Below are 24115 nucleotides of genomic sequence, written 5' to 3'. Positions count from 1 at the left end.
CTTGATGGCAGCGGTTCTGTTTTTCCGGCCGAGCGGCTTGTTCCCGGTGACGCGCTCATGACCCGTCTTCTGAACAACAAGGCAATTCCCGTCATTCTCTTTCTGGCGCTGGCTCTCGTGCCGCTTTACTCCAGTGTTTTTGATGATCGGTTTGTTCTGCTATTTGCGACGCGTATCCTCATTCTGGCACTCGCTGCGCTGAGCCTCGATTTTATCCTTGGTTTGGGAGCGATGGTCAGTTTTGGACACGCTGCCTATCTGGGGCTTGGAGCCTATGCCGTTGGAATATTGGCAGCGCATGACATTTGGGATGCCTGGATTTCGTTTCCGGTTGCCATTTTGGTTTCGGCGATCTTTGCGGCGATCACCGGTGCGATCAGTCTGAAGACGCGCGGTGTTTATTTCATCATGATAACGCTCGCCTTCGGTCAGATGGCCTATTACACGGCGACTTCGCTCTCAGCTTATGGCGGCGATGACGGGCTGACCATGTGGGGACGATCCGAGTTCTTTGGAACTGATCTCTTCGCAAATGACACATCCTTTTATCTTCTGGTTCTGGCTATTTTGTTGGGGGCATATGCCCTGTTGAAACGCATCGCAGCATCACGGTTTGGGCGGGTTCTCAAAGGTGTGCGGCAGAATGAGGCACGGCTCCACGCGCTCGGTATTGATCCATTTGGCTACCGTTTGGCAGCATTCGTCATTGCCGGTGTATTGGCTGGCATTGCCGGAGCCTTGATGGCCAATCAGACAGAGTTTGTGTCCCCGGCTTACATGTCCTGGCATCGCTCTGGCGAGCTCATCGTTATGGTGGTTCTTGGCGGTCTTGGCTATTTGCATGGAGCCATTCTTGGAGCGATCGCTTATCTGATGCTGGAAGAAGTTCTTTCCGGCTACACGCAGCATTGGCGATTGATCTTTGGGCCACTGCTCATTCTTGTCGTGCTCTATGCACGTGGCGGAATTCTGGGGCTGATCAAGGGGAGGGCGAAGTGATGGCACCTGTTCTTGAACTTAAAAACCTCAACAAGGCCTATGGGGCGCTTCAAGTCACCAAGAACGTGTCTCTGACCGTTGTGCCCGGCGAAATTCACGCGGTGATTGGTCCAAATGGTGCCGGAAAGACAACCTTGATTGGGCAAATCAGCGGAGCCTTGGCCTCGGACAATGGGGATGTCTATTTTGAAGGAGACAACGTCACTGGTCTGCCTGTTGCCAAACGAGCGCTGCGCGGGCTTGGTCGGTCGTTTCAGATCACGTCGATCTTGCCGGAGTTTTCTGCGCTCGAGAATGTGGCCTTGGGTGTACAGGCAAAGGCCGGGCATTCCTTTCGGTTCTTTAAAGCTGCAGCCAAGGAGCAGAGCCTGAACGACTCTGCGTTGCGGCATTTGGCGACCGTGGGACTGGAGCAACGGGCGAATGTTCGGGCGGGTGACCTCAGCCATGGCGAAAAACGCGTTCTGGAAATAGCTATTGCGCTGGCAGGCGAGCCTAAGGTGCTCTTGCTGGATGAGCCTATGGCGGGTGCTGGGCCCGAGGAATCTGCCCGTTTGGTTGAAGTCTTGGGACAACTGAAAACGACAATCCCCATGCTGTTGGTTGAGCATGATATGGACGCTGTTTTCCAGTTGGCGGACCGGATCTCTGTTCTTGTCTACGGGGAAATCATCGCTTCAGGAACGGTTGATGATATTCGGGGTAATCCCGCCGTTAAGGAAGCCTATTTGGGAACGGAGGATGGCGTATGACCGCGTTGCTTGAAGTTTCCCAATTGCAGGCCGGTTATGGCGAGACCCGGGTTCTTTTCGATGTGAACCTGACCATCAATGAAGGTGAGGTCGTCACACTCATGGGCCGCAATGGTATGGGTAAGACCACGACTATTAAAACTGTCATGGGACTGGTGAAGCCAAGCTCAGGGCATGTTCGCGTTGAGGGTGTGGAGCTGGCGTCTGCCCCTGCCTATTCGGTGGCGCAAGCCGGGTTGGGGCTGGTTCCAGAAGGGAGACAGATCTTTCCAACGCTTTCGGTGGAGGAAAATCTGGTGGCAACGGCTGCGAACCGGAGTGCTGGGGCTACCCGATGGACTTTGGCTTCCGTTTACGAGTTTTTCCCGCGGCTGCGAGAGCGTAAGGCAAATTTGGGGAGCCAACTGTCCGGCGGCGAGCAGCAAATGCTCGCAATTGGTCGTGCACTGATGACCAACCCGAAGCTCCTTATTCTTGATGAAGCAACGGAAGGGCTCGCGCCAATTATTCGCGGCGAAATCTGGTCTTGCCTCAAAAGTCTGAAGGAAACCGGGCAGTCCATCTTGATTGTCGACAAGACGGTCGCAGCCCTGGAGCGGTTGGCGGATCGGCATGTCATTCTCGAAAAAGGCAAAACTGTTTGGGCAGGAAATTCCGAGGAATTGATAGGAACACCTGATCTAAAGTCCCGATATTTGGGCGCATAACATGCGTGACAACACGAATTGAAGTCTCTATACCGCCCCTGATATTTAAAAGTGACGTAGGTGTAGTTTTGGAAATTGCATCTACATATCTTTCTTTTTGGGGCGGTTTTAATGCAGATAATTCGAACTTCTTCCGTGCTTTACGGCGCGGTGTTTGCGATTCTGACTGTTGTTACAGATGTGCCTGCAGCCTATTCGCAAAACGCAAGTGAACACGTTACGAAACCCGATCAGGTGGTGGCTGCCGAGACTGCTTACTCAGACCTTCTGGCCAAATATGGTGTTGCTGACCCCAAAACCATTCAGTCGCTGTTTGCATTGGCGCAAACGCTAAATGCTTATCGGCGTTATGAAGAGGCCGAACAGCGCGGTCGCGAACTGCTGAAAACCTTTGAGGATGCTTACGGGCCAGAACATCCGAACACTGGGTATCCGCTTGATATTCTTGCAACTGCATTGAAGGGGCAAGGTAAGTCCGCAGACGCTTTGAAATACCGTGAACTGGGATATCAGCGCCTAGCAAACCACTTCGGACCTGCGCATGAGATGCCTCTGCAAAGAGCGCGGTTGCTTGCCATTGATTACGCCGAATTGGGAAAGGTTGATGAAGCGCGGAGTTTGCTGGACGCAAATTTGGCGCGCGCAGAAAAAATCCCTCCACTTCATGCGCAGTATCTGAACACAAAAGCGTTTTTGCTGAAAACGACAGACGGTGCAGAGGCCGCGATACCTGTTATGGAAGAACTATTAGTGTTGGAGCGGTCTCACGGGCTCGATCAAACGTCCGGTTTTGCGTCTAACCTATATAACCTTGCCACGCTTTATCTTGAGGCTGGAGACAAGCAAAAGGCACTGGATGCGTCGAGTGAAGCGGGAATGATCGCTCTTCAAACCTATGGTCCGGATCATCCAGCTGCACACGATATCTTCAAGTTTCAAACTGAATTGCGCGAAGCCAAGCAACGTGGCGAGTTTTAGGGTCAGGACCCTAGTCCATATGGGCGAATTGCAAACGCATTTCGTTCAATAACTTGTCTCGGCTCAAGCGGTTTCTACCTGCGTTCAACCGGTGGTTAATTCCCTTCTGCCCTAGCGTTATGTATACACAGTAACGCTGTTGTGAATGAATACATTCGTGATGGCGGGGCGAGGGAGAGGCCAGCATTTTGAGTTCTGAGGATTGTGTTTATTGCGGAAAGCCTTTTTCCGCAGGTGAGCAGGCGTGCGAGTGTCGGCAAAAGGACAGCACTTTGTTGCGCTTCTGGAGCACTGTTCTTATCGTACTCCTTATTGTCGGCGGCGCTGGAACGCTTATCTTGCAAATGCCGGTGGTTCAAAGTGTCATAAAAGGACGTTTACCTGACAAACATCTGATCGAGGTTGATCTTGCAGGTGCTCCGCAATTCTTTGCCAAGGTGATTGACCGCGCAGATGAAAACGGTGCCTACACTTTGGTTTTTTACGAAGCAAGTGTACCCGTTGTGGTTCGTAACAGGTCGGAAACAGTCTTGCGCCTACAAAAAATCGCGATGACCGTGGCTTCTGGGCATGGCGAACTGGTTTTGGATGGAGCGTCCAGTTACGGTGAGATTGGTGCCAACTCAACCTATTCAAGTGACATTCGTCTGCCGATTGTGATGGACAAGTTTGACGCGCTTTTGAAAGGCTGGAAGCTGCCCCAATATAAATCTGGCGATGTTCTGGAAGAAGATTTTGGACGCGCGGACGTTAGGCTCTTTGCATTAAACGAAAAAGATGAATTGGTTGAGCTAAACGAGTGTTCTCGTGATGTAGGCCGAGTGTCTCTCGCACTTGCTCCATAAAATAGGCTTGGTCTTGCGATGTGCGCGGTTTAGGCCGCTTCTTGTTTCTGCGGAGCCATGTCTTTCTGGAACGTTGCTCGTTTCGGTTCACCGCGTTTGCTGTCGTCCCACAAGATGATGTCACGGGTTCGATTGAGGCGAGCATCAATCAGGCAGCCTTGGGCAAGGTCGACCGCTTTCGAAAACGGCGTTCTGCTAGACCCCGTGAAAACACCGGCGCGTGTTCCGATTTTCAGCTTTTTTCCTGCAACGGCTGAGACTTCCTGAGATAGCTGACGTCCAATGCGGTGGGCCATCAACGCTGCAGCTTCTTGGGATAACTCAACCATGAAAATTGCGAAGACTGGGCCTTCCAGACGACCGGTGATGGCTTTCCCTCCCGCGGAGCGGGAGCACAGATGACCCAACAGCTTCATCAAGTGGTCAGCCAAGGCGGTGCCGTATTTCTCCCGCGCCTTTTCCAATCCATCTATCTCAATTGCAATCAGGCTGTATCCCGTTTTCTGTGATCGATGGTCTTGCAAGGCACAGGAGCAAAGCTTTGCAAGACCCGCCGGTGTGGGCAGTCCAGTGAGTGGATCTACCTCATTTTCTGTTTTCTGTTCGTACCGCTTTTTTTCCAGCGTGCTGTCGAGCAGCAAAAGACCACTGACAAAACAGGATAGGTGTAAGGCAAGGACAGCAAGTTGAGCGGCCAATCCGGGATCAAGTACGGACCGACTGTCTGGAAAAATGCTGGTAATGATAGGAAGCGAAAGCGCCAGAGCCTCGACGAGTAGAAAAATGCTGGCTGTTTTATTGGCTTTCTGCCCGGTCGGTCTGATGGCGAAGCATACAGTGGAAGTCGCAAGCACGATCAAAATGGCGAGGCTAGCGCCAATTGTTGTGATTTCAGCGCCGGACAGGTCCATAAGATTTGCAAGCAACAGCACCGTGCATGAGAGTGCGCCAACCGAAAGCAGCCAAAACCCGGTTGGTTTCGCCAAGTTTGAAAAGATTGCTTTTAGGCGGACGGTGAGCGCAACAAGAATGACCGAGAAAGCAAGTGTTTGGCTGGTCATCGGGTCTAGCGTGTAACTGGCGCCGAACAAGGCCGTACCAGCCACAAGCAGCAGTGCGCTCAACGCCCAATAGCCAAGGCAAGCGAAGGGAGCCGCCCCAAGACGCGAAGACCCAATAGCCTTCGCGCCCAGCAAAAGGGCTGCAGCCGTATTTGCCAGGAGAAGAAGGATCAGGACCGTAGGGGCATCAAAGACCATGCAAAAGAAACACTCAGAATTACCGATGGTCTAATTTAATCTGATGATGTTAATGCACTCTTAGCCATAGTTTTCTGAGAATTCACGGCTGGCATTTCTGCCAATGGCCATTGCTTCAGGCTCAAATTGGAGAAATCGTACCGGAGCGTACGGTTTTTCGTCGTCATGGACTTTTCAAGTCTGCAAAAAGCTGGCACACCCTGTAAAGACGCGCAATTGATACGCATATATACGTATAAGGCAGGAAGAGCCTGTCGCAGCATGAGGGAGTAAATCCATGCCCCCATATCGTTCCAGAACATCCACCCATGGCCGCAACATGGCTGGTGCCCGGGGCCTGTGGCGCGCCACAGGCATGAAAGACGGTGACTTCGGCAAGCCGATTATCGCGATTTCGAACTCTTTCACGCAATTTGTGCCCGGCCACGTCCACTTGAAGGATTTGGGCCAACTTGTTGCGCGGGAAGTGGAAAAGGCTGGCGGTGTCGCCAAGGAATTCAACACGATTGCAGTTGATGATGGCATTGCCATGGGCCATGACGGGATGCTTTATTCGCTGCCGTCACGCGAAGTGATTTCCGATGCCGTTGAATACATGGTCAACGGTCACTGCGCTGACGCCCTGGTGTGTATTTCCAACTGCGACAAGATCACCCCGGGCATGCTGAATGCCGCGATGCGCCTGAACATTCCGGTCGTCTTCGTCTCGGGTGGCCCGATGGAAGCGGGCAAGGTCGTTCTGGAAAACGGGGAGATGAAGTCCATCGACCTCGTCGATGCGATGGTGGCTGCTGCCGATGACAAGATGTCCGACGCCGATGTTCTTGCAATGGAACAGAATGCCTGTCCGACCTGCGGGTCATGCTCTGGCATGTTTACCGCTAACTCCATGAACTGCTTGACCGAAGCGCTTGGTCTGGCGTTGCCCGGTAACGGCTCTACACTGGCAACGCACGCAGATCGCGAGCGGCTCTTCGTGGAGGCCGGTCATCTGATTGTGGATTTGGCGAAGCGCTATTACGAGCAAGACGATGAAAGCGTCCTGCCTCGCAACATTGCCAACTTCAAGGCGTTTGAAAACGCCATGACGCTGGACATTTCCATGGGCGGATCCACCAACACGATCCTGCACCTTCTGGCGGCGTCCTATGAAGGTGAAATCGGCTTTACGATGGACGACATCGATCGTCTTTCCCGAAAAGTCCCGGTTCTTTGTAAGGTCGCGCCTGCCGTTGAAAACATCCACATGGAAGATGTGCACCGGGCAGGGGGCATCATGGGTATCCTCGGCGAGCTTGATCGCGGTGGCCATCTGCATTCCGATATTCCGACTGTTCATTCGAAGACCATGAAAGATGCTCTTGAGCGTTGGGATGTCATGCAAACGTCGTCAGACAGCGTGGAGCAATTCTACAAGGCCGCACCGGGCGGGGTGCCGACGCAAGTTGCGTTCAGCCAGGAACGCCGCTGGGATGATCTGGACAAGGACCGCGAAAACGGTGTCATCCGGAACAAGGAAAACGCCTATTCGACCGACGGTGGTTTGGCTGTTCTCTACGGCAACATTGCCGAAGATGGCTGTGTTGTAAAAACAGCAGGTGTTGACGACAGCATCTTGAAATTCACCGGTCCAGCCCGGATTTTCGAGAGCCAGGACAGTGCTGTTTCGGCCATCCTCACAAACAAGGTGAAGTCTGGCGATGTTGTGTTGATCCGCTACGAAGGACCGCGCGGCGGACCGGGTATGCAGGAGATGCTCTATCCGACCAGTTACCTGAAATCCAAGGGGCTTGGCAAGGAATGCGCGTTGATCACCGACGGTCGGTTCTCTGGCGGCACATCCGGCCTGTCGATCGGTCATATGTCGCCGGAAGCAGCTGAAGGTGGTACCATTGCCTTGGTCGAAGAGGGCGACACGATCATCATCGACATTCCGAACCGCGTCTTGAAAGTTGATTTGTCTGATGAGGTTCTGGCGGAGCGGCGTGCTGCGATGAATGCCAAGGGCAAGGACGGCTGGAAGCCAGTGGAAAAGCGGACCCGCAAGGTCACCAAGGCTCTGCGCGCCTATGCGGCCATGACAACATCAGCTGCCAAGGGCGCGGTGCGCGAAGTAGACTGAGCCATCTTGCTACATTAGAAAACTGCGAAAAGGCGGGCCACAGCTCGCCTTTTTTATTGCATCAATGCTGGGATAGCCAGTCGCTGGGCGCGCAGCCTTTGACCCGCAGAAACTCGCGATTGAAATTCGACTTGGTGTTGAACCCGCTCGCATAGATGGCTGCCGTGATGCTTTCGCCCTTTACCAGCAGATCGCAGGCATAATTGATCCGGTAGGCATTGATGTAACGTGCGAGGTTTTCACCTTTTGCACGGTTGACGGCGACGGAGATCTGTTTTTCTGGAAGCGTCAATTGGCGAGACAGCTTTTTGAGTGTCAGGTCCGGGTCCAGAAAGACTTCTTTCTCGCGTATGATCTTCTCAATTTGCGCAATGATCGCCTGATCTTCGGGAGTTTCAACTGCTGTTCCCCGTTTTTCCGGTTCGGTTTCCGGCGCCGCTGGTAGCTCTTTTTGGGGCGGCGGTTTCAGCACGTCGGAGAGGCTGAGAAGCCCAATCGCGAGGATTATCCCGGTTGAGTAGATCGATACGATCCATGGGTGCAGCCAGCCGGCGTCGAAGTTCAAGGCAGCGACAATCATCAGGTCGCTGAATGCGGATCCAATCAGGGAAATTGCGACCAGACGCCAGAGTATCAAGGGGCGGGTATCATCCCCGAGGCGCGTCAGCGAGAGGCTGTCGGAGCCGGACCTCAGTTGCCACAACATAGCAAGGCCATACCCGGAGAAGCCAAGGATGATCAGGCCGTCGATGGCCGCGGGCCACCAAAACCGGCTGATCAAGGCAAAGATCGGCGGAAGCAGATGAGGCCAGTCCCGTTTTCCCTCCAGTGGCCGGATCGAGGTCGACATATAGGCAAGATATGTCAGAGGTGGGATCATCAAGGCGGTGACAGGCTGAACGGAACGGAGCCATTCGACGTCATAGTGGTAGTGAAGCGAAATAATCAGGGACTGACTGGCACAGGCAAAGATCACGACCAACACGGAGGGAGCGGTTTCCCGCTCCCGCCAGGCTTTAAGGCCCAGAAAGAACAATAAGGAGGCAGTAAAAAGCGGGATCGGAAATGCAGGCATTTGTCAACGCAAGGTCACGAGAGTTGGGCTTTATGCTATGTCCTATATCTGGTTTCAGGTCGACCTGATTTCGGAATTGGGACGCCTTTTCTCATCGAGCGCATCAGTTTGATACTGTAGTTATTTCAGTCAAGGATGCACCAAATGCCTTCGTTCTCCCGCCGCTTTTCCTCATTGTTGCTCGGTGCCTTGTGCGCCGGTTCACTGTTTGTTTCGTTGAGTGCTGCCGCTCAGCCGCCCCAAGCCCTTCCTGGCTATGACCGATTTGATGTTCAAGTCACCCACAGGGCATGGCCTGTGCAGGGGTCTATCTGGTATCCGGCGGCAAACAGAACCTATCGAGGCATGATCGGCGACAACATCGTCTTCAAGGGCGCGGCGGTTCAAATGGGCCCACGTGTTAAAGACGGACGTCATCCTCTTATTGTTTTGTCGCACGGCTCTGGCGGCAATATGGATGGTCTGGGCTGGTTCTCCAGCGCGCTGGTCGAGGCCGGATATATGGTTCTGGCGGTCAATCATCCCGGCAGCACCTCCGGTGACAGCTCTCCGCGTCGCTCAGTCCGTCTGGGGCAGCGCGTGAAGGATCTCAGCGCTGCGCTGGACCAGGTTTTGGCTGATCCCTATTTCGGGCAGCACGTGGATCGAACACGCATTGCGAGCCTCGGGTTTTCCCTTGGCGGAGCCACGGCTCTGCAAAGTGTTGGCCTGCGGTTTGATCGCGTACTCACAAAGGCGTTTTGTGACGAGAACTCGGACAGGGTTGGCTGCGACTTTTATCGCAAGGGCGGTGTCGATTTTTCAAAAGTTGATCCGGAGCAATTTGAGGGCGACTTCAAAGATCCGCGTTTTGCAGCACCGGTGTCAGTCGATCCGGGGTTCACGGTTGGCCTTGATCCTGAAAGCCTCAAAAAAGTTACAGAGCCCGTTCTCCTGATCAGTCTCGGGTTTCAAAACGACAATTGGAAAGCTGTTGATGTGACAGAAGAAGGGTCGGGCTTGGCGCGCCGTTTACCAAAGGCGGAATTTGTTCGAATTGCTCCGGCCAACCACTTTAGTTTTCTGGCCGAATGCAAGCCAGCCGGGAAGGCGATTTTGGCGGAAGAGGGGGAAGACCCAATCTGCGATGATCCTGAGGGTGGAGAACGCGGACTTGCCCATCAGCAGACCATCAACGCGGTTCTTGGGTTTCTCGATCAACTCTAATAGACCAACAGACCGACGGCCCGAGAGAGGTGGAGAAAGGCGAGCCATATGGCTTGCCTTTTTCGCTTGCACCCCCACATTCTGCCGTATCATTGATCAGCTCGGGACCGCGGACCGCATATGGATTCAATCACGCAGTTTGTTTTAGGCGCTGCGGTCTCGACTGTTTGCCTTGGAAAGAAAATCGGCCCCCGCAAGGCGGCGCTTGTTGGCGGTGCGTTGGGCACCTTACCGGACCTTGACGTTCTTATTCCGTTTTCCGATCCGATTGATAGTTTTGTCTATCACCGAGGCTGGTCTCATTCGGTTTTTGTACATGCGCTGGCAGCTCCCGTGATTGGGGAGGGGCTGGTCCGTCTCTTCAAAGGACTGCGGGAGGCGCGCACTCAAGTCTACATGGCTGTCTTTTTGATCCTCGCGACCCACGCGATCATCGATGCGATGACGATCTACGGGACGCGGTTGTTCTGGCCCATATATCCGGACCCGGTCTGTGTCGGCTCGATCTTCATCATTGATCCGATCTACTCGCTGCCCATTTTGGGTGTCGCCATTTGGGCGCTTTGTCGTAGAGAGTGGTCTCAAAGATTGGGCCGGGTGACTGCAATTGTTCTGGCAATCACCAGCGGATACATGGCCTTGACCATAGGGCTGCAGCAGTATGTTACGCAGAAGGCCAAAGACATTTTTGCAGAGCGCGGCCTTCAAACGGACAAGGTTCTGGCCATTGCCGCGCCGTTTAATACTGTTCTTTGGAAGGTGATCGGTCTGGAAGAAGAGCGCTACCATAACCTCTATATTTCACTGCTTGATGACGCCGACCAGTCCGCTGAAATCTATTCTCACCCGCGCCATCCGGAACTCGTGAGTTGTCTTCAAGGCGGAGAGTCATATCAAAAACTCAATTGGTTCAGCCGTGGATATCTGCGGGCAGAGCAAGTGGAGGACAAGGTCATCGTTTCCGACCTCAGAATGGGGATGACACCCGGCTATGTGTTCCGGTTTGCCATTGGTGAGGCGGGGGAGGATGGTATTCTTAGCATTCCCCCGGAACGCGATCTCAGCACTCGCCGTGTGGAGGAAGAAGATTTTCGTTGGCTGGGCGAGCGGTTCTGGGGGCGCCCCGCTGTTCGGATCGCTGAATTGCCTGCAGAGGTGTTAGTGGCGGAAAGTGAGCCAGAAACTCGGCCCGCCAGCTGCTCGTGATATCGTGTGCGTCAAGCGGTAAGATCCAGCTCCAAAAATACGGTCTCAGAAATGGGCGTCTCGTAATATTCAGGAATGTCTTTGAAACCGGCGTTTCGATACAGCTTTAGGGCGCCCAGCATTGTGGGCAGGGTATCCAGCCGCATTTTATTGTAACCGGCTTTTTGGGCAGCTTGGATGATTGCCTCGACCAGCTGTTTGCCGATTCCCAAGCCCCGTCCTTCCGGGGCAACATAGAGGCGTTTCATTTCGCATATGCTGGATACTTCAAGGGGACGCATGGCAATGCAGCCCATGGCCCCACCATTTCTGTTTCGAGCCAGAAACAGCGCCCCGTCAGGAGTGACGTATTTCCCCGGAAGTCCGGCAAGCTCTTCTTCAAACCCTTGATAGCTGAGATCAATTCCAAGCCAATCTGTATAGGCTCGAAAGAGCCGCCGTATATCGGCGAGATCGGCCTCTGTGTCAGCCTTAAGAATGGAGATTTCGTCTGGCACCGGTTGTCATCTCTGGTTCTTGGGCGATGTGGATCTGGATGGGTAGCGGACTGCTTAGGGTCAGGTTAGTCTGCAGCCAAACTGTTTCCAATGGCTGGATGTGTGATGATGACAAGAAAAGTCTTGCGGAAATCGGACAAGCGTTGGATCGGTTGGGTTTTGGCGGGTCTCGGTGTCCTTTCAGCGTTTCTCATTAAGGCCAGCGTTCCATTTTACCTCAATATTATCGTTCCGATTGTTCTGATCAGCGGGGGGATAAAACTCGGTTTGACGCCGTCCTCACAGGAACTCTGGATCGAGGGAGACCAGATGTTTTGGCGGGTCAAAGAAGGAAAGAATCTCGAAGAGGGGCAGCTTCCAATCTCAGAGATCAAACTGGTGGAACTCAAGAAGAAGGGTATGGTCGCCAAAAACGCACGGCAATGGATCGAAGTAGAGCTGCAAACGGCCAGCCGAACAGTTTCCCTCAATCGCAATTTCGACTTCGGTGGGACGCTTACCCCCAAGATTGAGGATGTTCTGGATGCGTTGCGCGCCATCAATCCGTCGATTTCCTACAAGGAAACAGATTTTCTGGAGCGCAAGACACTGATTTGATGCTTTGTCACGGCAGGAGCGACGAGAGCACCCGGAGGCACCCTCGCGTTTCTGGTTATGCCGGTTCCTGCGCTGCCTTTGCCTTGACCAGCTTAGTCACGACGTTCTGAATGATCCGGTGACCGGCCTCTTGATCCAGCGACATGATGGATTCCGGGTGGAATTGAACGGCAGCAATCGGTTCTGACGTGTGCTCAATCGCCATGACGACATCGTCTTCGGTTTGGGCGGTGACGCGGAAGTCCTCTGGCAGCGTGTTACGTTTCGCATGGAGTGAATGATAACGACCAACGATTACAGGAGCCTCCAGCCCATCAAACAGCATGGAGTTTCCGGCGATAGAGACCGGGGAGGGCTTGCCATGAACTGGAACATCCAGTTGTCCCAGCTCCGCTCCAAAGCTCTCGGCAATCGCTTGCAGGCCCAAACAAACGCCGAAGATCGGCTTGTCATGCGAACGGGCGCGGGAAATCGTTGCAGCGCAATCAAAATCCTTCGGATTGCCCGGTCCCGGTGAAAGCACCACAAGGTCGGGTTTGACCTCTTCAAAAACACTATCAGCAACCGGTGAGCGAAAGGTGATCACCTCTGCACCTGTCTGGCGGAAGTAATTGGCCAGCGTGTGCACAAAGCTGTCTTCATGATCGACCAACAGGATCTTGATGCCTTTGCCCGGCTTTTCCTGACGCGTGGTGTCGGTGGCTTTGGTTGCAAGATCTGCCTCACGAACGGCGGCGCGCATGGCTTCGGCCTTCAGTTCGGTCTCGGCTTCCTCGTCCTCTGGAACGCTATCATAGAGCAGGGTGGCCCCTGCGCGAATTTGTGCAACGCCATCCTTGATGCGCACTGTGCGCAGGGTCAGGCCGGTGTTCATGTCGCCGTTGAAAAGAACGGCTCCAATCGCGCCGCCATACCAGGCACGCGGGCTTTTCTCTTGATTTTCGATGAATTCCATTGCCCAGCGTTTCGGTGCGCCGGTCACAGTCACTGCCCAAGTGTGGGAGAGGAAGGCGTCCAGCGCATCCATATCGTCGCGCAGAATGCCTTCGATGTGGTCCACCGTGTGGATTAGACGCGAGTACATCTCGATCTGGCGACGACCAATCACTTTGACGGAACCGGGAACGCAGACGCGGCTCTTGTCGTTGCGGTCCACATCAGAGCACATCGTAAGCTCTGCTTCGTCCTTGGCCGAATTCAGCAGTTTGCGGATCTGCGCCTCGTCCTCGATGGCGTTTTTGCCACGGCGAATGGTGCCGGATATCGGGCAGGTTTCGACCCGGCGGCCACCAGTTACCCGGACATACATTTCCGGGGACGCCCCAACCAGATATTCCGCATCTCCCAGATTGAAGAAGAAGGAGTACGGAGCCGGGTTGATCTGTTGTAGGCGGCGAGAAACAGCAGATGGCGGGTTAGCGCAGGGCTCATAAAAGGTTTGGCCCGGAACGGTTTCAAAAAGATCGCCGCGCTTGAAATAGTCCTTGGCCTTGTGAACCAGCTTGGCATATTCGCCCGGCTCATGATCACCGCGACCTGGATCTTCGTTTGCTGGATGATAGGGGCGTTTTTCGGCGTCGCGGGGCAGGCCATCAGTGGATTTTCCGTCGATTTCAAAATCGTATTCCAGCACATAGGCGCGTTTGCCGTGGTGATCGACGATCAGGATTTCATCTGGCAGAAACAGGACGATATCGCGTTGGTCATCGGGCCGTTTCAGTTTCAGGTCAATCGGTTCGAACTGGAAAGCAATGTCGTAACCGAAAGCGCCGTAAAGCCCGAGTTGATCGTCAGCGCAGGCAAACAGATCACGCAGGGCGCGGATGATTGAGAAACTGGACGGCTGGCGGGAGCGTTCTTCTTCCCGGAAAGCTCGGTCCGGTTTCTTCACGGTCAGCTCAATGCGCTCGTCGCTCGCCTGAAACGTAGCCACGTCTTCATGGGACTTCAAAGCATTTGCGATGGCAGGCAGAATAACCTTGCCGCGCTCGTTCAGGGTTTTGATAACCACATTGCGATCGGCGGTTTCAATCGCAATAGGCGGATTGGCCAGTGCCATGTCCCAGCGGGTGTAACGGCCCGGATATTCATAGGAGGAGGAGAGGACTGCACCGCGCTCAGAATCCAACCGATCGATCCAGTCTGAGGTTCCTTTTTCATAATCGGCAGGTCGGGAGCGCCGGATGATCTTGATGCCACCATCCGTAATATACTGCTGGTCAGCCAAAGCGGGCATTGCGAATTCCTGTCTCTTGTCGTTTCGACCGGTCGGGTCCGACAGCGTTTTTCGAAATCAAAAATCAAAGGCCGCCGGGAGGTTCCACGGCGGCCTTTGATTTTGGATCCCGAACGGGCATGGGTAATCGCTGGCCGCCTATGTTGCGTCCCGCCACCACCAAATTGTGTTCATGATCCTGTTCATGGGAAAACTGCTTAAACGAAGTCCGTTTGACTGGCAACGAATTTTCGCAAGAGCTTTGTGCCTTTCAAAAATTACGTAGGGAAATTTTTATTTGTGTCGTACCCTTTTGAAGGCTAGGCGCAAGTTGGTTGTTTAAACTGTCATCAAATTGAGAAAAATACGTACTTAAAGTCGCCCAGATCATGTTGAGTCATCCGTCGTGGTTTTGTTCCGCTGCGTTCGAAACAAGTAACGCGGATTGAATGCATGATTTTGTGAAGTTTGGTGTCGGTGAACGTTTAGCCGCCTTCAAAACAAGCCATTGACTTAACAGGTCGAAAGCCATGGGAGACCGTCATGCAGCCTGAAGATAATCACGATCTATCTTTTGATGAGTTTGATGAAATCGTAAATCCGCGTCCGGAAGAAAACGATTTTGATCGCGTTGTAGAAGCAGCGCTCAGCCGCCGTGGGTTCTTGGGCGGCGTTCTTGCATTTGGCAGCTTTACTGCTCTTGCTGGTAACACTGCGTTTTCCGTTTCGGAAGCTGCGGCGGACCGCTTTGCGTTCGATGCCATTCCGACCAACGGTGAGGATGCTGTTACAGTTCCTGCCGGTTACAAAGCTGACGTGATGGTTCGTTGGGGCGATCCCCTTTGGTCAGACGTTCCAGAGTTCGACCATGCGACGCGTGGAACATCTGAAACGCAAGCGCGGGCGTTTGGCGACAACACCGATGGCATGGACGTCTTCATGCATGAAGGTCGCACATTGCTGGTCGTGAACAACGAGTACACAAACCGCGACATCATCTCTGTAAGCGCAGTTGAAAAGCGCATTGTCGATGAAGACGATATCGCAAAGGGCATGATGGCGCACGGCGTGTCTGTTGTCGAAATCGCGCCGATTGGCGGTGTTTGGCAATACGTCAAGGACAGCCCATACAACCGCCGCATCACACCAAAAACCGTGATGGCTCTAACAGGCCCGGCAGCAGGCCATGACCTTGTGAAAACCGACGCTGATCCGTCTGGTACTCAGGCCCTTGGTACCTGGAACAACTGCGGCAATGGCATGACCCCTTGGGGCACGTATCTTGCCTGTGAGGAAAACTTCAACGGCTACTTCTCTGCAGCGGACGAAGCGCATGAAGTCTCTCCCGAGTTGAAGCGCTATGGCGTTTCTTCAAAAGACTGGGGTTACAATTGGGCCAAGATCGACGACCGGTTCGATGTTTCGAAAAACCCGAATGAGCCAAACCGCGCTGGTTATGTTGTCGAGATCGACCCAACGGATCCAAACTCCGTGCCGAAAAAGCGAACTGCTCTTGGCCGTTTCAAGCACGAAAACGCTGAAGCCGTCGTCAATAATGATGGCCGTGTTGTTGTCTACATGGGCGACGATGAGCGTGGTGAGTTCCTTTATCGCTACGTTTCCGATGGCAAGTATGCGCCGGGCGCATCTACCGATGACCTTATGGAAAATGGAACACTCTTTGTTGCCAAGTTCAACGAAGACGGCACAGGCACATGGCTTGAGCTGACCCCGGAATCAACTGGCATGTCTTCCAAGGCCGAAATCTGCATCCACACACGTCAAGCCGGTTCTGCTGTTGGTGCCACCACAATGGACCGTCCCGAGTGGGTTGCAGCCAACCCGAACGCTCCTGAGGTTTATTGTGCTCTGACCAACAACAAGAACCGTGGCATCAAGACCAATGCCGGTGGTGATGAAACGCCAGTTGGTGGGCCGAACCCACGAGAAGCCAACAAGTTTGGCCAGATCGTACGTTGGCGCCCAGATGGCGGTGATCACACTGCATCTGGTTTCGCGTGGGACCTTTATGTTCTTGCCGGAAACCCAACAGCGCATAATGACCTGAATGCTGGGTCGGAGAATGTGAACGCAAACAACATGTTCAACTCTCCGGATGGTCTGAAATTCGACAGCAATGGCCTGTTGTGGATCCAGACAGACGGGAATTATTCCAATGAAGGTGACTTTGCTGGTCAGGGCAACAACCAGATGCTGGCTGGTGACCCGGTCACGGGCGAAATCCGCCGCTTCCTAGTTGGTCCGAAAGAGTGTGAAGTGACTGGTCTGACCTGGTCTGCCGATCGCCGCACCATGTTTGTCGGTATCCAGCATCCGGGTGAGCGTGGCGACAGCCATTGGCCGGAAGGCGGCAATGCAGTTCCGCGTTCCGCCATCATCGCAGTTACCCGTGAAGATGGTGGTCTGGTCGGTTAATCCGATACCCATTGTGGATCATGGAAGCGGGCCGGTTTCGGCCCGTTTCTTTTATCAATTTGTATTATGTAGTTTTTCATGTGTAGCTTGATTGATATTTTTGTCGTTGTATTTCGTATTTTCTATTTTTATTTGTTTCGTTTATATTTTATTGGTTTTTCTTATTTAATATACTTATTGTTGGCTGTCTTATACATAGCCGCTTAATATCAAATTTCAGAGTTTAGGATCGAGATGGTGTGGGTTCGAGCGCGCCTCTTATGACTTTTGTTTTTAGTCTGCACAGGTACGCAAGCGGCAAGTCAGGATGCCCCATGTGTGCTGACCTCCTGGGTGGGGGAGGAGCCGCCTTATCTCTATACCGATGTTTCGACTGGAGAGGTCGTTGGGCCTGATGCAGAAGTTCTGCGAGCTGCCGCTGCCAGCGTTGGCTGTCGTGTTGAGTTCCTGTCTTTGCCGTGGAAACGAGCTATACAGGCTTTGAAAACCGGCGACTTGGATGTGGTGCCTTATGCGAAGTTCACGACAGATAGGGCGCTGTTCGCACGATACTCGCGTCCCTACAGGGACTTCGTGCACCAACTTTATGTGCCGTCAGAAACACCATCTGGCGCGCGTACCCTATCAGGGTTAATCGCCAGTGGCGGACGTGTTGGTGTTATGAGGGGATATCGGTATCCTCTCGGTATTGAGCAAATAATTCGGGACCCTTCCTATCAAAGCCAAGTGGTTTTCGTTTCAGAATATGACCAGCTGCTCCATCTGGCGCATAAATGGCGGATTCACGGAATTATCGCATCTGACGATGTCATAACCACGCGATGTGCAGCGCTAGGATATGACACTTCCTTCTTTGACGCAGGCCAGGGATTTCCGGAACACCTGCACTTTATTTTTTCAAGGCAAACGGTATCGGAAACCCAAATGCGGGACTTGAACATGGCTCTGCAGGTTGCGCTGGAATCAGGTGACTTCGAAGAACTTTATTGATCGACAATTCTGGCGCTAATCGACTGCAGTCCAAATCCACTTTTCCAGCAGGTTGGACAGAACGCGTTGCTCCTCGGCACTCAGCCCGGCTACTGCGCGCTGTTGATCACCGACATAATCTGGCATCATGTCCTTGATCAGCTTGAGACCAGAAGGGGTCAGGCACACGAACAGGGCGCGCCTGTCATCAGGATGGGAGCGGCGCTCGATATGGCCTGCCTTCTCAAGCTTGTCGAGGCGGGCCGTCATACCGCCCGAACTCATCATGGTCGACCGATAGAGGGCCGTAGGGGTCAATTCATAGGGCGGGCCTGAGCGGACCAGAGTCGCCAGAACATCAAAATCGCCATGTTTCAGGCCTGCTTTTTTATAGGAGGGCAGGAGATACTGAGTGCTCATCACTTGGTAGGCTTCAGACAGGCGCCCCAGCAGGACCATGGGGTCCAACTCATCTTTCAGCTCAGGCATTTCGCGTTGCCATTGAGCCTTTGCCACACCGGCACGGTCCAAACGATCCAATGCGTTCAAAGGTTGGGTGGATGTTTGCTCTTCATCTGTCGTCTTGGCCACCAAATCTTCTCCCGTCTCAGGATGCCCATAACCTCGAGTCTTAAGGCCATTCTTAATGGATTAGCCTGCCTTCCGCAAGATTCTTTAAAATAAGTATCTTGAAACAAAGATAAATGTGTCCTATCTGATTTGAGCACTCGCTCTGTTGACCCGAATTTGTTTTTAAAAGGAAATTTGTTGTGGCCGATGTTGCAATGCCATCTTCATCTGATCGTTCAAGTGCCTCGCACGCCGTTGGACTGCTCCTCATTGTTGGTGGTCTGCTCGCCGTGACCACGATTTTTGCAAAGGCTGCGCCGCGTGTCGGTTGGTCGCCAATCGTCTTGTTGCAGTGGGCGTTTTTGGGCAGCGCGTTTTTGCAAGGTGGACTGCTGACCTTCCAGCATATCTCAAGACGTGGAGAGCAGAGAGGAAGCGCCCAAACACGCGCGAGCAATAAGGAGCTGGCAGTTTATTTGGGTGTGGCAGGTCTTTTGTTTGCGCTTCCGAGTGCGCTTTCCTTCGCCGCAGCCCCACATGTCGGTGCCGGGTTCATGTCGCTTTGTTTTGCGTTCCCGCTGGTGCTGACCTACGGGTTCTCAGTCCTGTTGAAGCTGGAGCAGGTTGCCGTGCTGCGTGTTCTTGGCGTCTTTGCTGGGGTTGTAGGCGGCGTGCTGTTGGCGACAGCGGGGCAAAATTTCGCACCTTCAGCGCAAGGCTGGGCGCTGGCTGCCTTGATGGTGCCGGTGATCCTGGCCGTCGGAAACATCTACCGGACTGTGAAGTGGCCGCAAGGCATCAGCAATCTGACCTTGTCCACCGGAATGGTTGCTGTGGGATTTTGCGTTCTTTGGTTTGCCACCAATCTTTGGGGCTTGCCGCAATATCCTGAACATCTGACGGGAGCAGCAATTGGGCTCTTGGTGGCGCAGTCGCTTGTCTTTGCGTTTCAGTATGTCTTGTCGTTTCAGCTGCAGAAACTGGCCGGACCAGTCTATCTCAGCCAGATCGGATCGGTTGCAGCGGTCCTTGGTCTTGGGCTTGCCTATCTGGTGTTTCAGGAGGTGCCCGGTCTCCTCCAAATGGCAGCTGTGGCCGCCATCGGCATCGGTATCTTTTGCGTCAGCTGGAAGCGGTGATCTGCTCTCAGCAGAGCCAGCACCCTTCGGGGAGCTCGGCTTTGGACACCTTTCCGCCGGACGCGATCCAGTCCGTCATGCCTTTTTCAACATTCGCAACGTTCGTAAAACCAGCCTGTTCCGCCAGATAGTTGGCGAGAACCTGACTGCGATTGCCGGTTCGGCAGATCAGCACAACCTCATCTGCCGGGCTGGAAATAATGGATTGGAGGCCTTTGCCAAATTCCGGATTGGGGTTTCCGCTCTTGTCAAAGAAGGTCAGCAGGTGGCTGCCGGGTAAAACCCCGGTTTCCTTCCATTCGTCGGGCCTACGAATATCGATAACGGGAACACCGGATGCGATCTTGGCTTTCAGTTCTTCATTGTTCAGATCGGAGTATTTCTTGCCCTTGACCTCAAGCAGCTCGATTTCGAACTTCAAAGTCGCATTGGGCGGGATGACGCCTCCAGCACCAGCCGTGCCATATCCAAGCTCCGGTGGAATGATCAGTTCGCGCTTGCCGCCAACCTGCATGCCTTCAACACCTTGTTCCCAGCCGGGAATGACGCGCCGCTCGCCAAGGGTGAAGGAAAAGGGTGTTCTCCGATCGACGGAGGAATCGAATTTGGTGCCGTCCATCAGCCAGCCGGTGTAGTGAACCACCACAGTTTCCCCGACATCGGCGGTTTCTCCGCTGCCTATTTCAATATCTGTAATCTTCAATCCGTCTTGGGCCATGGCCGGAGCGGCCACGGTTACAGCGAGCATGACGCTCATAATCCATTTCAACATTCGACTTGTTCCACCCGTTCAGAGCATGCAGTTTGGTATGACCGTTATCGAAGATACGCAAAAAGGCAACTCAAGCCATTTTGATTGGCCATTCCGTAGGGGATCGAGAGACATGAAAACCCGCCAATTTGGTGTTCAGTTGGGCCACTTTGCCGCAATTCTTTGTGCGGCTTTTGGGGTGGGTGGGTTGCCGTCGACCGCTCTGGCTGGCGAGGCTGATCTGAAACTCACCGTTCCCGTGTCGTGTGACCTTGGCAGTGAGTGTTTCGTGCAAAACTACGTGGATCTTGATCCGGGGCCCGGAGTGCTGGATGTCATGTGTGGGACGGCAGCTTATGACGGACACAAGGGGACCGACTTTCGCGTTCTGAACATTGGCCAAACGGCAGATGTGTTGGCTGCGGCTTCCGGAACCGTGACGGGAATAAGAAACTCTGTCTCTGATCGCTTGATACAAAGCGAGCTGGACAGAGCTGCCGTCAAAGGCACCGAATGCGGAAATGGCCTTGTTATTAACCATGGCGATGGCTGGGAAACCCAGTATTGCCATATGCGGCGAGGCTCAGTTGCCGTGAAACCTGGTCAGAAGGTCGAGCGCGGAGCGTTTCTGGGGAAGGTCGGCTATTCCGGTCTTGCCGAGTTTGCACATCTTCACTTGTCGGTCCGAAAAGATGGTCGGCCAATTGATCCATTCTTGGGAACGGTGGATGCAGGCAAGCAGCGCAAATCAGATTGTGTAACCGGTTTGGCCCAGCCGCTCGGAGGCAATGGGCTGTGGTTGGATGATATCCGGCCTTTGCTGAGGGATGCGCAAGGCGCGCTTTTGGAAAGTGGCTTTTCGGGGAGCGTGGTCAAACCGATTGATCTCGAAGCTGGAGGCGTAGAGCCTGCCAAAGCAACGTCAGCTGCGTTGGTTTTTTTTGCCCGCTTTATCAATGTGCAAAAGGGTGATCGGATTTTAATGACGGTGACCGGCCCCGATGGATTTAAAGTGCGTGCTGACAACGATCCCTTGCCGAAAAACAAGGCCCATTGGGTGAGTTTTGTGGGTAAGAAGCTACGCGGCGACCGTTGGCCCTCAGGCACTTACCAAGGCGAAGCTGCCTTGGTTCGAGATGGCAAAGTTCTATTGCGCACACAAGAAAATATGTAGTTTTAGCGCAGGAAAACCTTCTTAGTCAAAATGCCAGTAGAAGAGGCTACGCCCTCGAAAAGAGACTGCTCACTTGTACTTTGCGGCGGCAATGAACTCTGAGAAGGCCTCGCACCACACGACAACGGTTGTGTAGGATTCAATGTCCACGTCAGCTGGGATATCGAGCACAAAGCCCTCAAAGGTTTTCACCGGTCCAATGACCTGGCTTTGCTCTTTGAGCGGCAAAAACTCGTCTTCGTGTTCAACGAACTCTGGAACAAGATAGACCATGTAATCAGGTCCAGGAGCGAGTTCGCCCGTGTGCACGATCTGCTCCGAGGTCAGGCTAACTGTGCCTTTTCCCCAATGCAGGAAATCGTGACCCCGCAAGTCTTCACCGAACTCGGCGGTGTAACTGCGCCTTCTGCCATCTGCTCTAGTGCTGCGGTGTCAGGAGAAGGTGGGGCAGTCAGGATCGGGAGCATGTAAATGCCAAGGGCAAAGCCGACACCCAAGGCTGCCCCATGTGAGACCAGGCCGAATATAATCCGCAGCATGTTGTTCCTCCGTAAAGTCGGCGATTACCTCAATCGTTCCAAAGCCAGGCAGCGCCGCGTACGCCAGAGCTGTCGCCATGTTTTGCCTTGCGGATTGGGACTTCATAAGCGTCAGAGAAGATATAGGGGGCTATGGCCGTGGGCAGATCGTTGTAGAGCTCGTCGATGTTTGACATGCCGCCGCCCAGAACGAACACATCCGGGTCGATCAGGTTGGCTGACATTGCCATCGCGCGCCCAAGGCGGCTAACGTAAATCTCGTAGTGTTTTGTAGCCGTCGGATCGCCAGCCCGCTTTAGCTCCATGATATCCGGGCCTTTTAGGTCTGTAGCGGTTTCCTGCTGATAACCCGTCTGGAAGCCAGTTCCAGAACACCAGAAATCAATGCAGCCGCGATGGCCGATCCAATTGGTTGGCCCCGGAAATTCCTCGTCTTTCATCCAAGGCACGGGAATAGCACCCCATTCACCGCCAATTCCGTTCGCGCCGCGATGGGCCTTGCCATCAACGGCGATGCCTGACCCGCAGCCTGTGCCGACTATCAGTGCGTGGACAAAATGGGCGCCTGCAGCGGCACCATCGGTTGCTTCTGATACGGCAAGGCAGTTCGCGTCATTTTGAATACGAACCGGGCGGGACAAGCGCTCTTGAAGGTCCTTGTCCAGCGGCTTGCCGTTCATCCAGGTGGAATTCGCGTTTTTAACGAGACCTGTTGCCGGGGAGATGGAGCCTGGAATGCCAAAGCCCACAGTACCCGTCTGCCCGGTAGAGCTCTCAGCTGCAGCCACCAATCCGGCAACCGCTTCAATGCAGCCGTTATAGTCATCGCGCGGAGTGTGAACACGTTTGCGAAACATCTCTTCGCCTGCGTCATCAAGTGCGATGATCTCGATTTTCGTTCCGCCCCAGTCAATGCCAAGCCGCATGGTCCCTCTCCACTGGTGATGCGGGTTTTTTACCCGCGTATACTTTCGTGGGTTGGATTTATGACGATGAAACAGGTTTCTGCAAGTGGCAGAACCAATGCCGGATACTAAAGAGTGAGCATTGTTTGTGGATGGCGGCGTCTGGAGGCTGTGTCACTCCACCAGATCCGCCATCCGATCTTTGAATTTGATCTTCGTTTTCCGCTCTTATGGTCCCGGGCGGTCGGGAAGCGGAATAAACTCTTCTGCGTCTCCCGGCACAGTATCAAACCGGCCTTGTCGCCAGTCTTCCTTTGCCTGCTCGATGCGTTCCTTGGAAGAGGAAACAAAATTCCACCAGATGTAGCGTTTGCTATCCATCGGTTCGCCGCCCAGAATGACAAAACGCGCCTCGGTCGGGCTGTTGTTTTCGATGATCAAGTGATCCCCGGGCTTGAAAACAAGCAGCTGTGCAGGGTCAAAGGTTTGGCCCGCAATCGAGATTTGTCCGCCGACCGTATAAAGACCGCGCTCTTCCCATCCGGCGTCCAGAGGTATTTTTGCGCCCGGTTCCAACCGCACATCCGCATAGAACATGTCTGTTGCAGTACGCACAGGAGCCTTGTGGCCGAAAATTTCACCAGCAATCAGTTTGACCGATGCTCCGGCGTCTGCAAACTCTGGCTGCTCCTCGGTTCCAAATTGCTGGAAGCTTGGGTCGGTTTCTTCCAGATGCTTTGGGAGGGCAACCCAGCTTTGCAAGCCGAACAGCGGACGCTTGGCCTGAAGCCGTTCCGGACGCTCCCGCTCAGAGTGAACAATGCCCTTGCCAGCAGTCATCCAATTCAATGCGCCGGGATTAATGGCAATTTCGGTTCCAAGGCTGTCGCGGTGATACATCTCGCCTTCAAATAGGTATGTAACCGTTGCGAGGCCAATATGCGGGTGAGGGCGCACGTCAATGCCGCCGCCAACCAGAAGCTCGGCCGGGCCCATCTGATCAAAGAATATGAACGGGCCAACCATCCGTTTTTTGCTGTCGGAAGCGCCCGGCGAACGGAAAAACCGCCCAGATCAGAGGTCCGGGGCATGACGATGGTCTCAATCGGATCGCAACTTGCCGCATCGCCAGCAATTGGATCGGGGCAATTCAACCAGCTCATTTCAACATCCT

22 protein-coding genes and 1 pseudogene are annotated in these 24115 nt (G+C 53.8%); 13 read left to right on the top strand and 10 right to left on the bottom strand.

The window, feature by feature from the left end:
- Positions 1-57 precede the first annotated feature (57 nt).
- From TRICHSKD4_RS18170 to TRICHSKD4_RS18150, 5 genes are all read left to right on the top strand, one after another.
- The gene (locus tag TRICHSKD4_RS18170; RefSeq protein WP_009468370.1) at positions 58-999 is read left to right on the top strand and encodes a branched-chain amino acid ABC transporter permease; all 942 of its coding nucleotides are present in this window, start codon (positions 58-60) and stop codon (positions 997-999) included.
- A complete protein-coding gene (locus tag TRICHSKD4_RS18165) occupies positions 999-1751 on the top strand; it encodes an ABC transporter ATP-binding protein (RefSeq protein WP_009468369.1) in 753 nt (250 codons plus the stop codon). The genes TRICHSKD4_RS18170 and TRICHSKD4_RS18165 overlap by 1 nt, the downstream gene beginning before the upstream one ends.
- Positions 1748-2458 carry an ABC transporter ATP-binding protein gene (locus TRICHSKD4_RS18160; protein ID WP_009468368.1) on the top strand — a complete coding sequence of 237 codons (711 nt, stop codon included), beginning with the start codon at positions 1748-1750 and terminating at the stop codon, positions 2456-2458. Before TRICHSKD4_RS18165 ends, TRICHSKD4_RS18160 begins: the two co-directional genes overlap by 4 nt.
- 111 nt (positions 2459-2569) lie before the next feature.
- Positions 2570-3436, top strand: coding sequence for a tetratricopeptide repeat protein (locus tag TRICHSKD4_RS18155; protein ID WP_009468367.1), 867 nt, complete (start codon positions 2570-2572; stop codon positions 3434-3436).
- Positions 3437-3711: 275 nt separating this feature from the next.
- The gene (locus tag TRICHSKD4_RS18150; RefSeq protein WP_040617092.1) at positions 3712-4281 is read left to right on the top strand and encodes a hypothetical protein; all 570 of its coding nucleotides are present in this window, start codon (positions 3712-3714) and stop codon (positions 4279-4281) included.
- Positions 4282-4310: 29 nt separating this feature from the next.
- On the opposite strand, the gene TRICHSKD4_RS18145 is transcribed toward TRICHSKD4_RS18150, so the two are convergent.
- Positions 4311-5540 (bottom strand): GGDEF domain-containing protein, encoded by a 1230-nt coding sequence (locus tag TRICHSKD4_RS18145; RefSeq protein ID WP_009468365.1) that lies wholly within the window; start codon positions 5538-5540, stop codon positions 4311-4313.
- 277 nt (positions 5541-5817) lie between these two features.
- Between TRICHSKD4_RS18145 and ilvD the strand changes: the two genes are divergently transcribed.
- A complete protein-coding gene (ilvD, locus tag TRICHSKD4_RS18140) occupies positions 5818-7662 on the top strand; it encodes a dihydroxy-acid dehydratase (protein ID WP_009468364.1) in 1845 nt (614 codons plus the stop codon).
- A 61-nt stretch (positions 7663-7723) separates the two neighbouring features.
- Here ilvD and TRICHSKD4_RS18135 read toward each other — a convergent pair whose 3' ends face one another.
- Positions 7724-8737 carry an AraC family transcriptional regulator gene (locus TRICHSKD4_RS18135; RefSeq protein WP_009468363.1) on the bottom strand — a complete coding sequence of 338 codons (1014 nt, stop codon included), beginning with the start codon at positions 8735-8737 and terminating at the stop codon, positions 7724-7726.
- 144 nt (positions 8738-8881) lie between these two features.
- Here TRICHSKD4_RS18135 and TRICHSKD4_RS18130 point away from each other — a divergent pair, with 144 nt between their 5' ends.
- Positions 8882-9943 carry an alpha/beta fold hydrolase gene (locus TRICHSKD4_RS18130; RefSeq protein ID WP_009468362.1) on the top strand — a complete coding sequence of 354 codons (1062 nt, stop codon included), beginning with the start codon at positions 8882-8884 and terminating at the stop codon, positions 9941-9943.
- 120 nt (positions 9944-10063) lie between these two features.
- Complete coding sequence (locus TRICHSKD4_RS18125) at positions 10064-11149, top strand: metal-dependent hydrolase (protein ID WP_009468361.1); 1086 nt, start codon at positions 10064-10066, stop codon at positions 11147-11149.
- A gap of 11 nt (positions 11150-11160) precedes the next feature.
- Here TRICHSKD4_RS18125 and TRICHSKD4_RS18120 read toward each other — a convergent pair whose 3' ends face one another.
- Positions 11161-11646, bottom strand: coding sequence for a GNAT family N-acetyltransferase (locus TRICHSKD4_RS18120; RefSeq protein WP_009468360.1), 486 nt, complete (start codon positions 11644-11646; stop codon positions 11161-11163).
- 105 nt (positions 11647-11751) lie between these two features.
- Between TRICHSKD4_RS18120 and TRICHSKD4_RS18115 the strand changes: the two genes are divergently transcribed.
- Entirely contained in the window at positions 11752-12243 is a 492-nt protein-coding gene (locus TRICHSKD4_RS18115) for a transporter for efflux (RefSeq protein WP_009468359.1), read from the top strand.
- 55 nt (positions 12244-12298) lie between these two features.
- Here TRICHSKD4_RS18115 and TRICHSKD4_RS18110 read toward each other — a convergent pair whose 3' ends face one another.
- On the bottom strand, positions 12299-14479 hold the full coding sequence (locus TRICHSKD4_RS18110; protein WP_009468358.1) for an anthranilate synthase component I: 2181 nt from the start codon (positions 14477-14479) through the stop codon (positions 12299-12301).
- A 522-nt stretch (positions 14480-15001) separates the two neighbouring features.
- Here TRICHSKD4_RS18110 and TRICHSKD4_RS18105 point away from each other — a divergent pair.
- Both TRICHSKD4_RS18105 and TRICHSKD4_RS18100 read left to right on the top strand, forming a co-directional pair.
- Positions 15002-16894, top strand: coding sequence for a PhoX family phosphatase (locus TRICHSKD4_RS18105; RefSeq protein ID WP_009468356.1), 1893 nt, complete (start codon positions 15002-15004; stop codon positions 16892-16894).
- A gap of 318 nt (positions 16895-17212) precedes the next feature.
- The gene (locus TRICHSKD4_RS18100; RefSeq protein ID WP_009468355.1) at positions 17213-17884 is read left to right on the top strand and encodes an ABC transporter substrate-binding protein; all 672 of its coding nucleotides are present in this window, start codon (positions 17213-17215) and stop codon (positions 17882-17884) included.
- 15 nt (positions 17885-17899) lie between these two features.
- On the opposite strand, the gene TRICHSKD4_RS18095 is transcribed toward TRICHSKD4_RS18100, so the two are convergent.
- Positions 17900-18454 carry a MarR family winged helix-turn-helix transcriptional regulator gene (locus TRICHSKD4_RS18095; protein WP_009468354.1) on the bottom strand — a complete coding sequence of 185 codons (555 nt, stop codon included), beginning with the start codon at positions 18452-18454 and terminating at the stop codon, positions 17900-17902.
- Positions 18455-18633: 179 nt separating this feature from the next.
- On the opposite strand from TRICHSKD4_RS18095, the gene TRICHSKD4_RS18090 reads away from it, so the two are divergent.
- The gene (locus TRICHSKD4_RS18090; protein WP_009468353.1) at positions 18634-19572 is read left to right on the top strand and encodes a DMT family transporter; all 939 of its coding nucleotides are present in this window, start codon (positions 18634-18636) and stop codon (positions 19570-19572) included.
- A gap of 7 nt (positions 19573-19579) precedes the next feature.
- Here the strand turns inward: TRICHSKD4_RS18090 and TRICHSKD4_RS18085 are convergent, their stop codons facing one another.
- Positions 19580-20344, bottom strand: coding sequence for an FKBP-type peptidyl-prolyl cis-trans isomerase (locus tag TRICHSKD4_RS18085; RefSeq protein WP_009468352.1), 765 nt, complete (start codon positions 20342-20344; stop codon positions 19580-19582).
- A 112-nt stretch (positions 20345-20456) separates the two neighbouring features.
- Here TRICHSKD4_RS18085 and TRICHSKD4_RS18080 point away from each other — a divergent pair, with 112 nt between their 5' ends.
- Positions 20457-21497 carry a M23 family metallopeptidase gene (locus TRICHSKD4_RS18080; protein WP_009468351.1) on the top strand — a complete coding sequence of 347 codons (1041 nt, stop codon included), beginning with the start codon at positions 20457-20459 and terminating at the stop codon, positions 21495-21497.
- Between the two features lie 69 nt (positions 21498-21566).
- On the opposite strand, the gene TRICHSKD4_RS31275 is transcribed toward TRICHSKD4_RS18080, so the two are convergent.
- The 4 genes and pseudogenes from TRICHSKD4_RS31275 to TRICHSKD4_RS18065 form a co-directional block, all read right to left on the bottom strand.
- Positions 21567-21806, bottom strand: a complete 240-nt coding sequence (locus TRICHSKD4_RS31275) for a DM13 domain-containing protein (protein ID WP_009468350.1) — start codon at positions 21804-21806, stop codon at positions 21567-21569.
- A 14-nt stretch (positions 21807-21820) separates the two neighbouring features.
- Positions 21821-22036 carry a hypothetical protein gene (locus TRICHSKD4_RS31270; RefSeq protein WP_208993126.1) on the bottom strand — a complete coding sequence of 72 codons (216 nt, stop codon included), beginning with the start codon at positions 22034-22036 and terminating at the stop codon, positions 21821-21823.
- 29 nt (positions 22037-22065) lie between these two features.
- On the bottom strand, positions 22066-22962 hold the full coding sequence (locus tag TRICHSKD4_RS18070) for an ROK family protein (RefSeq protein ID WP_009468349.1): 897 nt from the start codon (positions 22960-22962) through the stop codon (positions 22066-22068).
- Positions 22963-23169: 207 nt separating this feature from the next.
- Positions 23170-24104: pseudogene (locus tag TRICHSKD4_RS18065) on the bottom strand (pirin family protein).
- Between the last annotated feature and the right edge of the window lie 11 nt (positions 24105-24115).

Origin of the sequence: Roseibium sp. TrichSKD4 (genome assembly GCF_000148725.1) — a bacterium.
GTDB lineage: Bacteria > Pseudomonadota > Alphaproteobacteria > Rhizobiales > Stappiaceae > Roseibium.
Note: the sequence above shows the minus strand (reverse complement) of the source record. Positions and strands in the feature narration are given on the sequence as shown.

What these genes read in the sequence shown, in the direction of transcription:
- TRICHSKD4_RS18105 (WP_009468356.1), top strand. Translation starts at nt 15,002, where the DNA reads ATGCAGCCTGAAGATAATCACGATCTATCTTTTGATGAGTTTGATGAA.
- TRICHSKD4_RS31270 (WP_208993126.1), bottom strand. Translation starts at nt 22,036, where the DNA reads ATGCTGCGGATTATATTCGGCCTGGTCTCACATGGGGCAGCCTTGGGT.
- ilvD (WP_009468364.1), top strand. Translation starts at nt 5,818, where the DNA reads ATGCCCCCATATCGTTCCAGAACATCCACCCATGGCCGCAACATGGCT.
- TRICHSKD4_RS18085 (WP_009468352.1), bottom strand. Translation starts at nt 20,344, where the DNA reads ATGTTGAAATGGATTATGAGCGTCATGCTCGCTGTAACCGTGGCCGCT.
- TRICHSKD4_RS18170 (WP_009468370.1), top strand. Translation starts at nt 58, where the DNA reads ATGACCCGTCTTCTGAACAACAAGGCAATTCCCGTCATTCTCTTTCTG.
- TRICHSKD4_RS18115 (WP_009468359.1), top strand. Translation starts at nt 11,752, where the DNA reads ATGATGACAAGAAAAGTCTTGCGGAAATCGGACAAGCGTTGGATCGGT.
- TRICHSKD4_RS18145 (WP_009468365.1), bottom strand. Translation starts at nt 5,540, where the DNA reads ATGGTCTTTGATGCCCCTACGGTCCTGATCCTTCTTCTCCTGGCAAAT.
- TRICHSKD4_RS18130 (WP_009468362.1), top strand. Translation starts at nt 8,882, where the DNA reads ATGCCTTCGTTCTCCCGCCGCTTTTCCTCATTGTTGCTCGGTGCCTTG.
- TRICHSKD4_RS18080 (WP_009468351.1), top strand. Translation starts at nt 20,457, where the DNA reads ATGAAAACCCGCCAATTTGGTGTTCAGTTGGGCCACTTTGCCGCAATT.
- TRICHSKD4_RS18110 (WP_009468358.1), bottom strand. Translation starts at nt 14,479, where the DNA reads ATGCCCGCTTTGGCTGACCAGCAGTATATTACGGATGGTGGCATCAAG.
- TRICHSKD4_RS18125 (WP_009468361.1), top strand. Translation starts at nt 10,064, where the DNA reads ATGGATTCAATCACGCAGTTTGTTTTAGGCGCTGCGGTCTCGACTGTT.
- TRICHSKD4_RS18165 (WP_009468369.1), top strand. Translation starts at nt 999, where the DNA reads ATGGCACCTGTTCTTGAACTTAAAAACCTCAACAAGGCCTATGGGGCG.
- TRICHSKD4_RS18160 (WP_009468368.1), top strand. Translation starts at nt 1,748, where the DNA reads ATGACCGCGTTGCTTGAAGTTTCCCAATTGCAGGCCGGTTATGGCGAG.
- TRICHSKD4_RS18070 (WP_009468349.1), bottom strand. Translation starts at nt 22,962, where the DNA reads ATGCGGCTTGGCATTGACTGGGGCGGAACGAAAATCGAGATCATCGCA.
- TRICHSKD4_RS18135 (WP_009468363.1), bottom strand. Translation starts at nt 8,737, where the DNA reads ATGCCTGCATTTCCGATCCCGCTTTTTACTGCCTCCTTATTGTTCTTT.
- TRICHSKD4_RS18155 (WP_009468367.1), top strand. Translation starts at nt 2,570, where the DNA reads ATGCAGATAATTCGAACTTCTTCCGTGCTTTACGGCGCGGTGTTTGCG.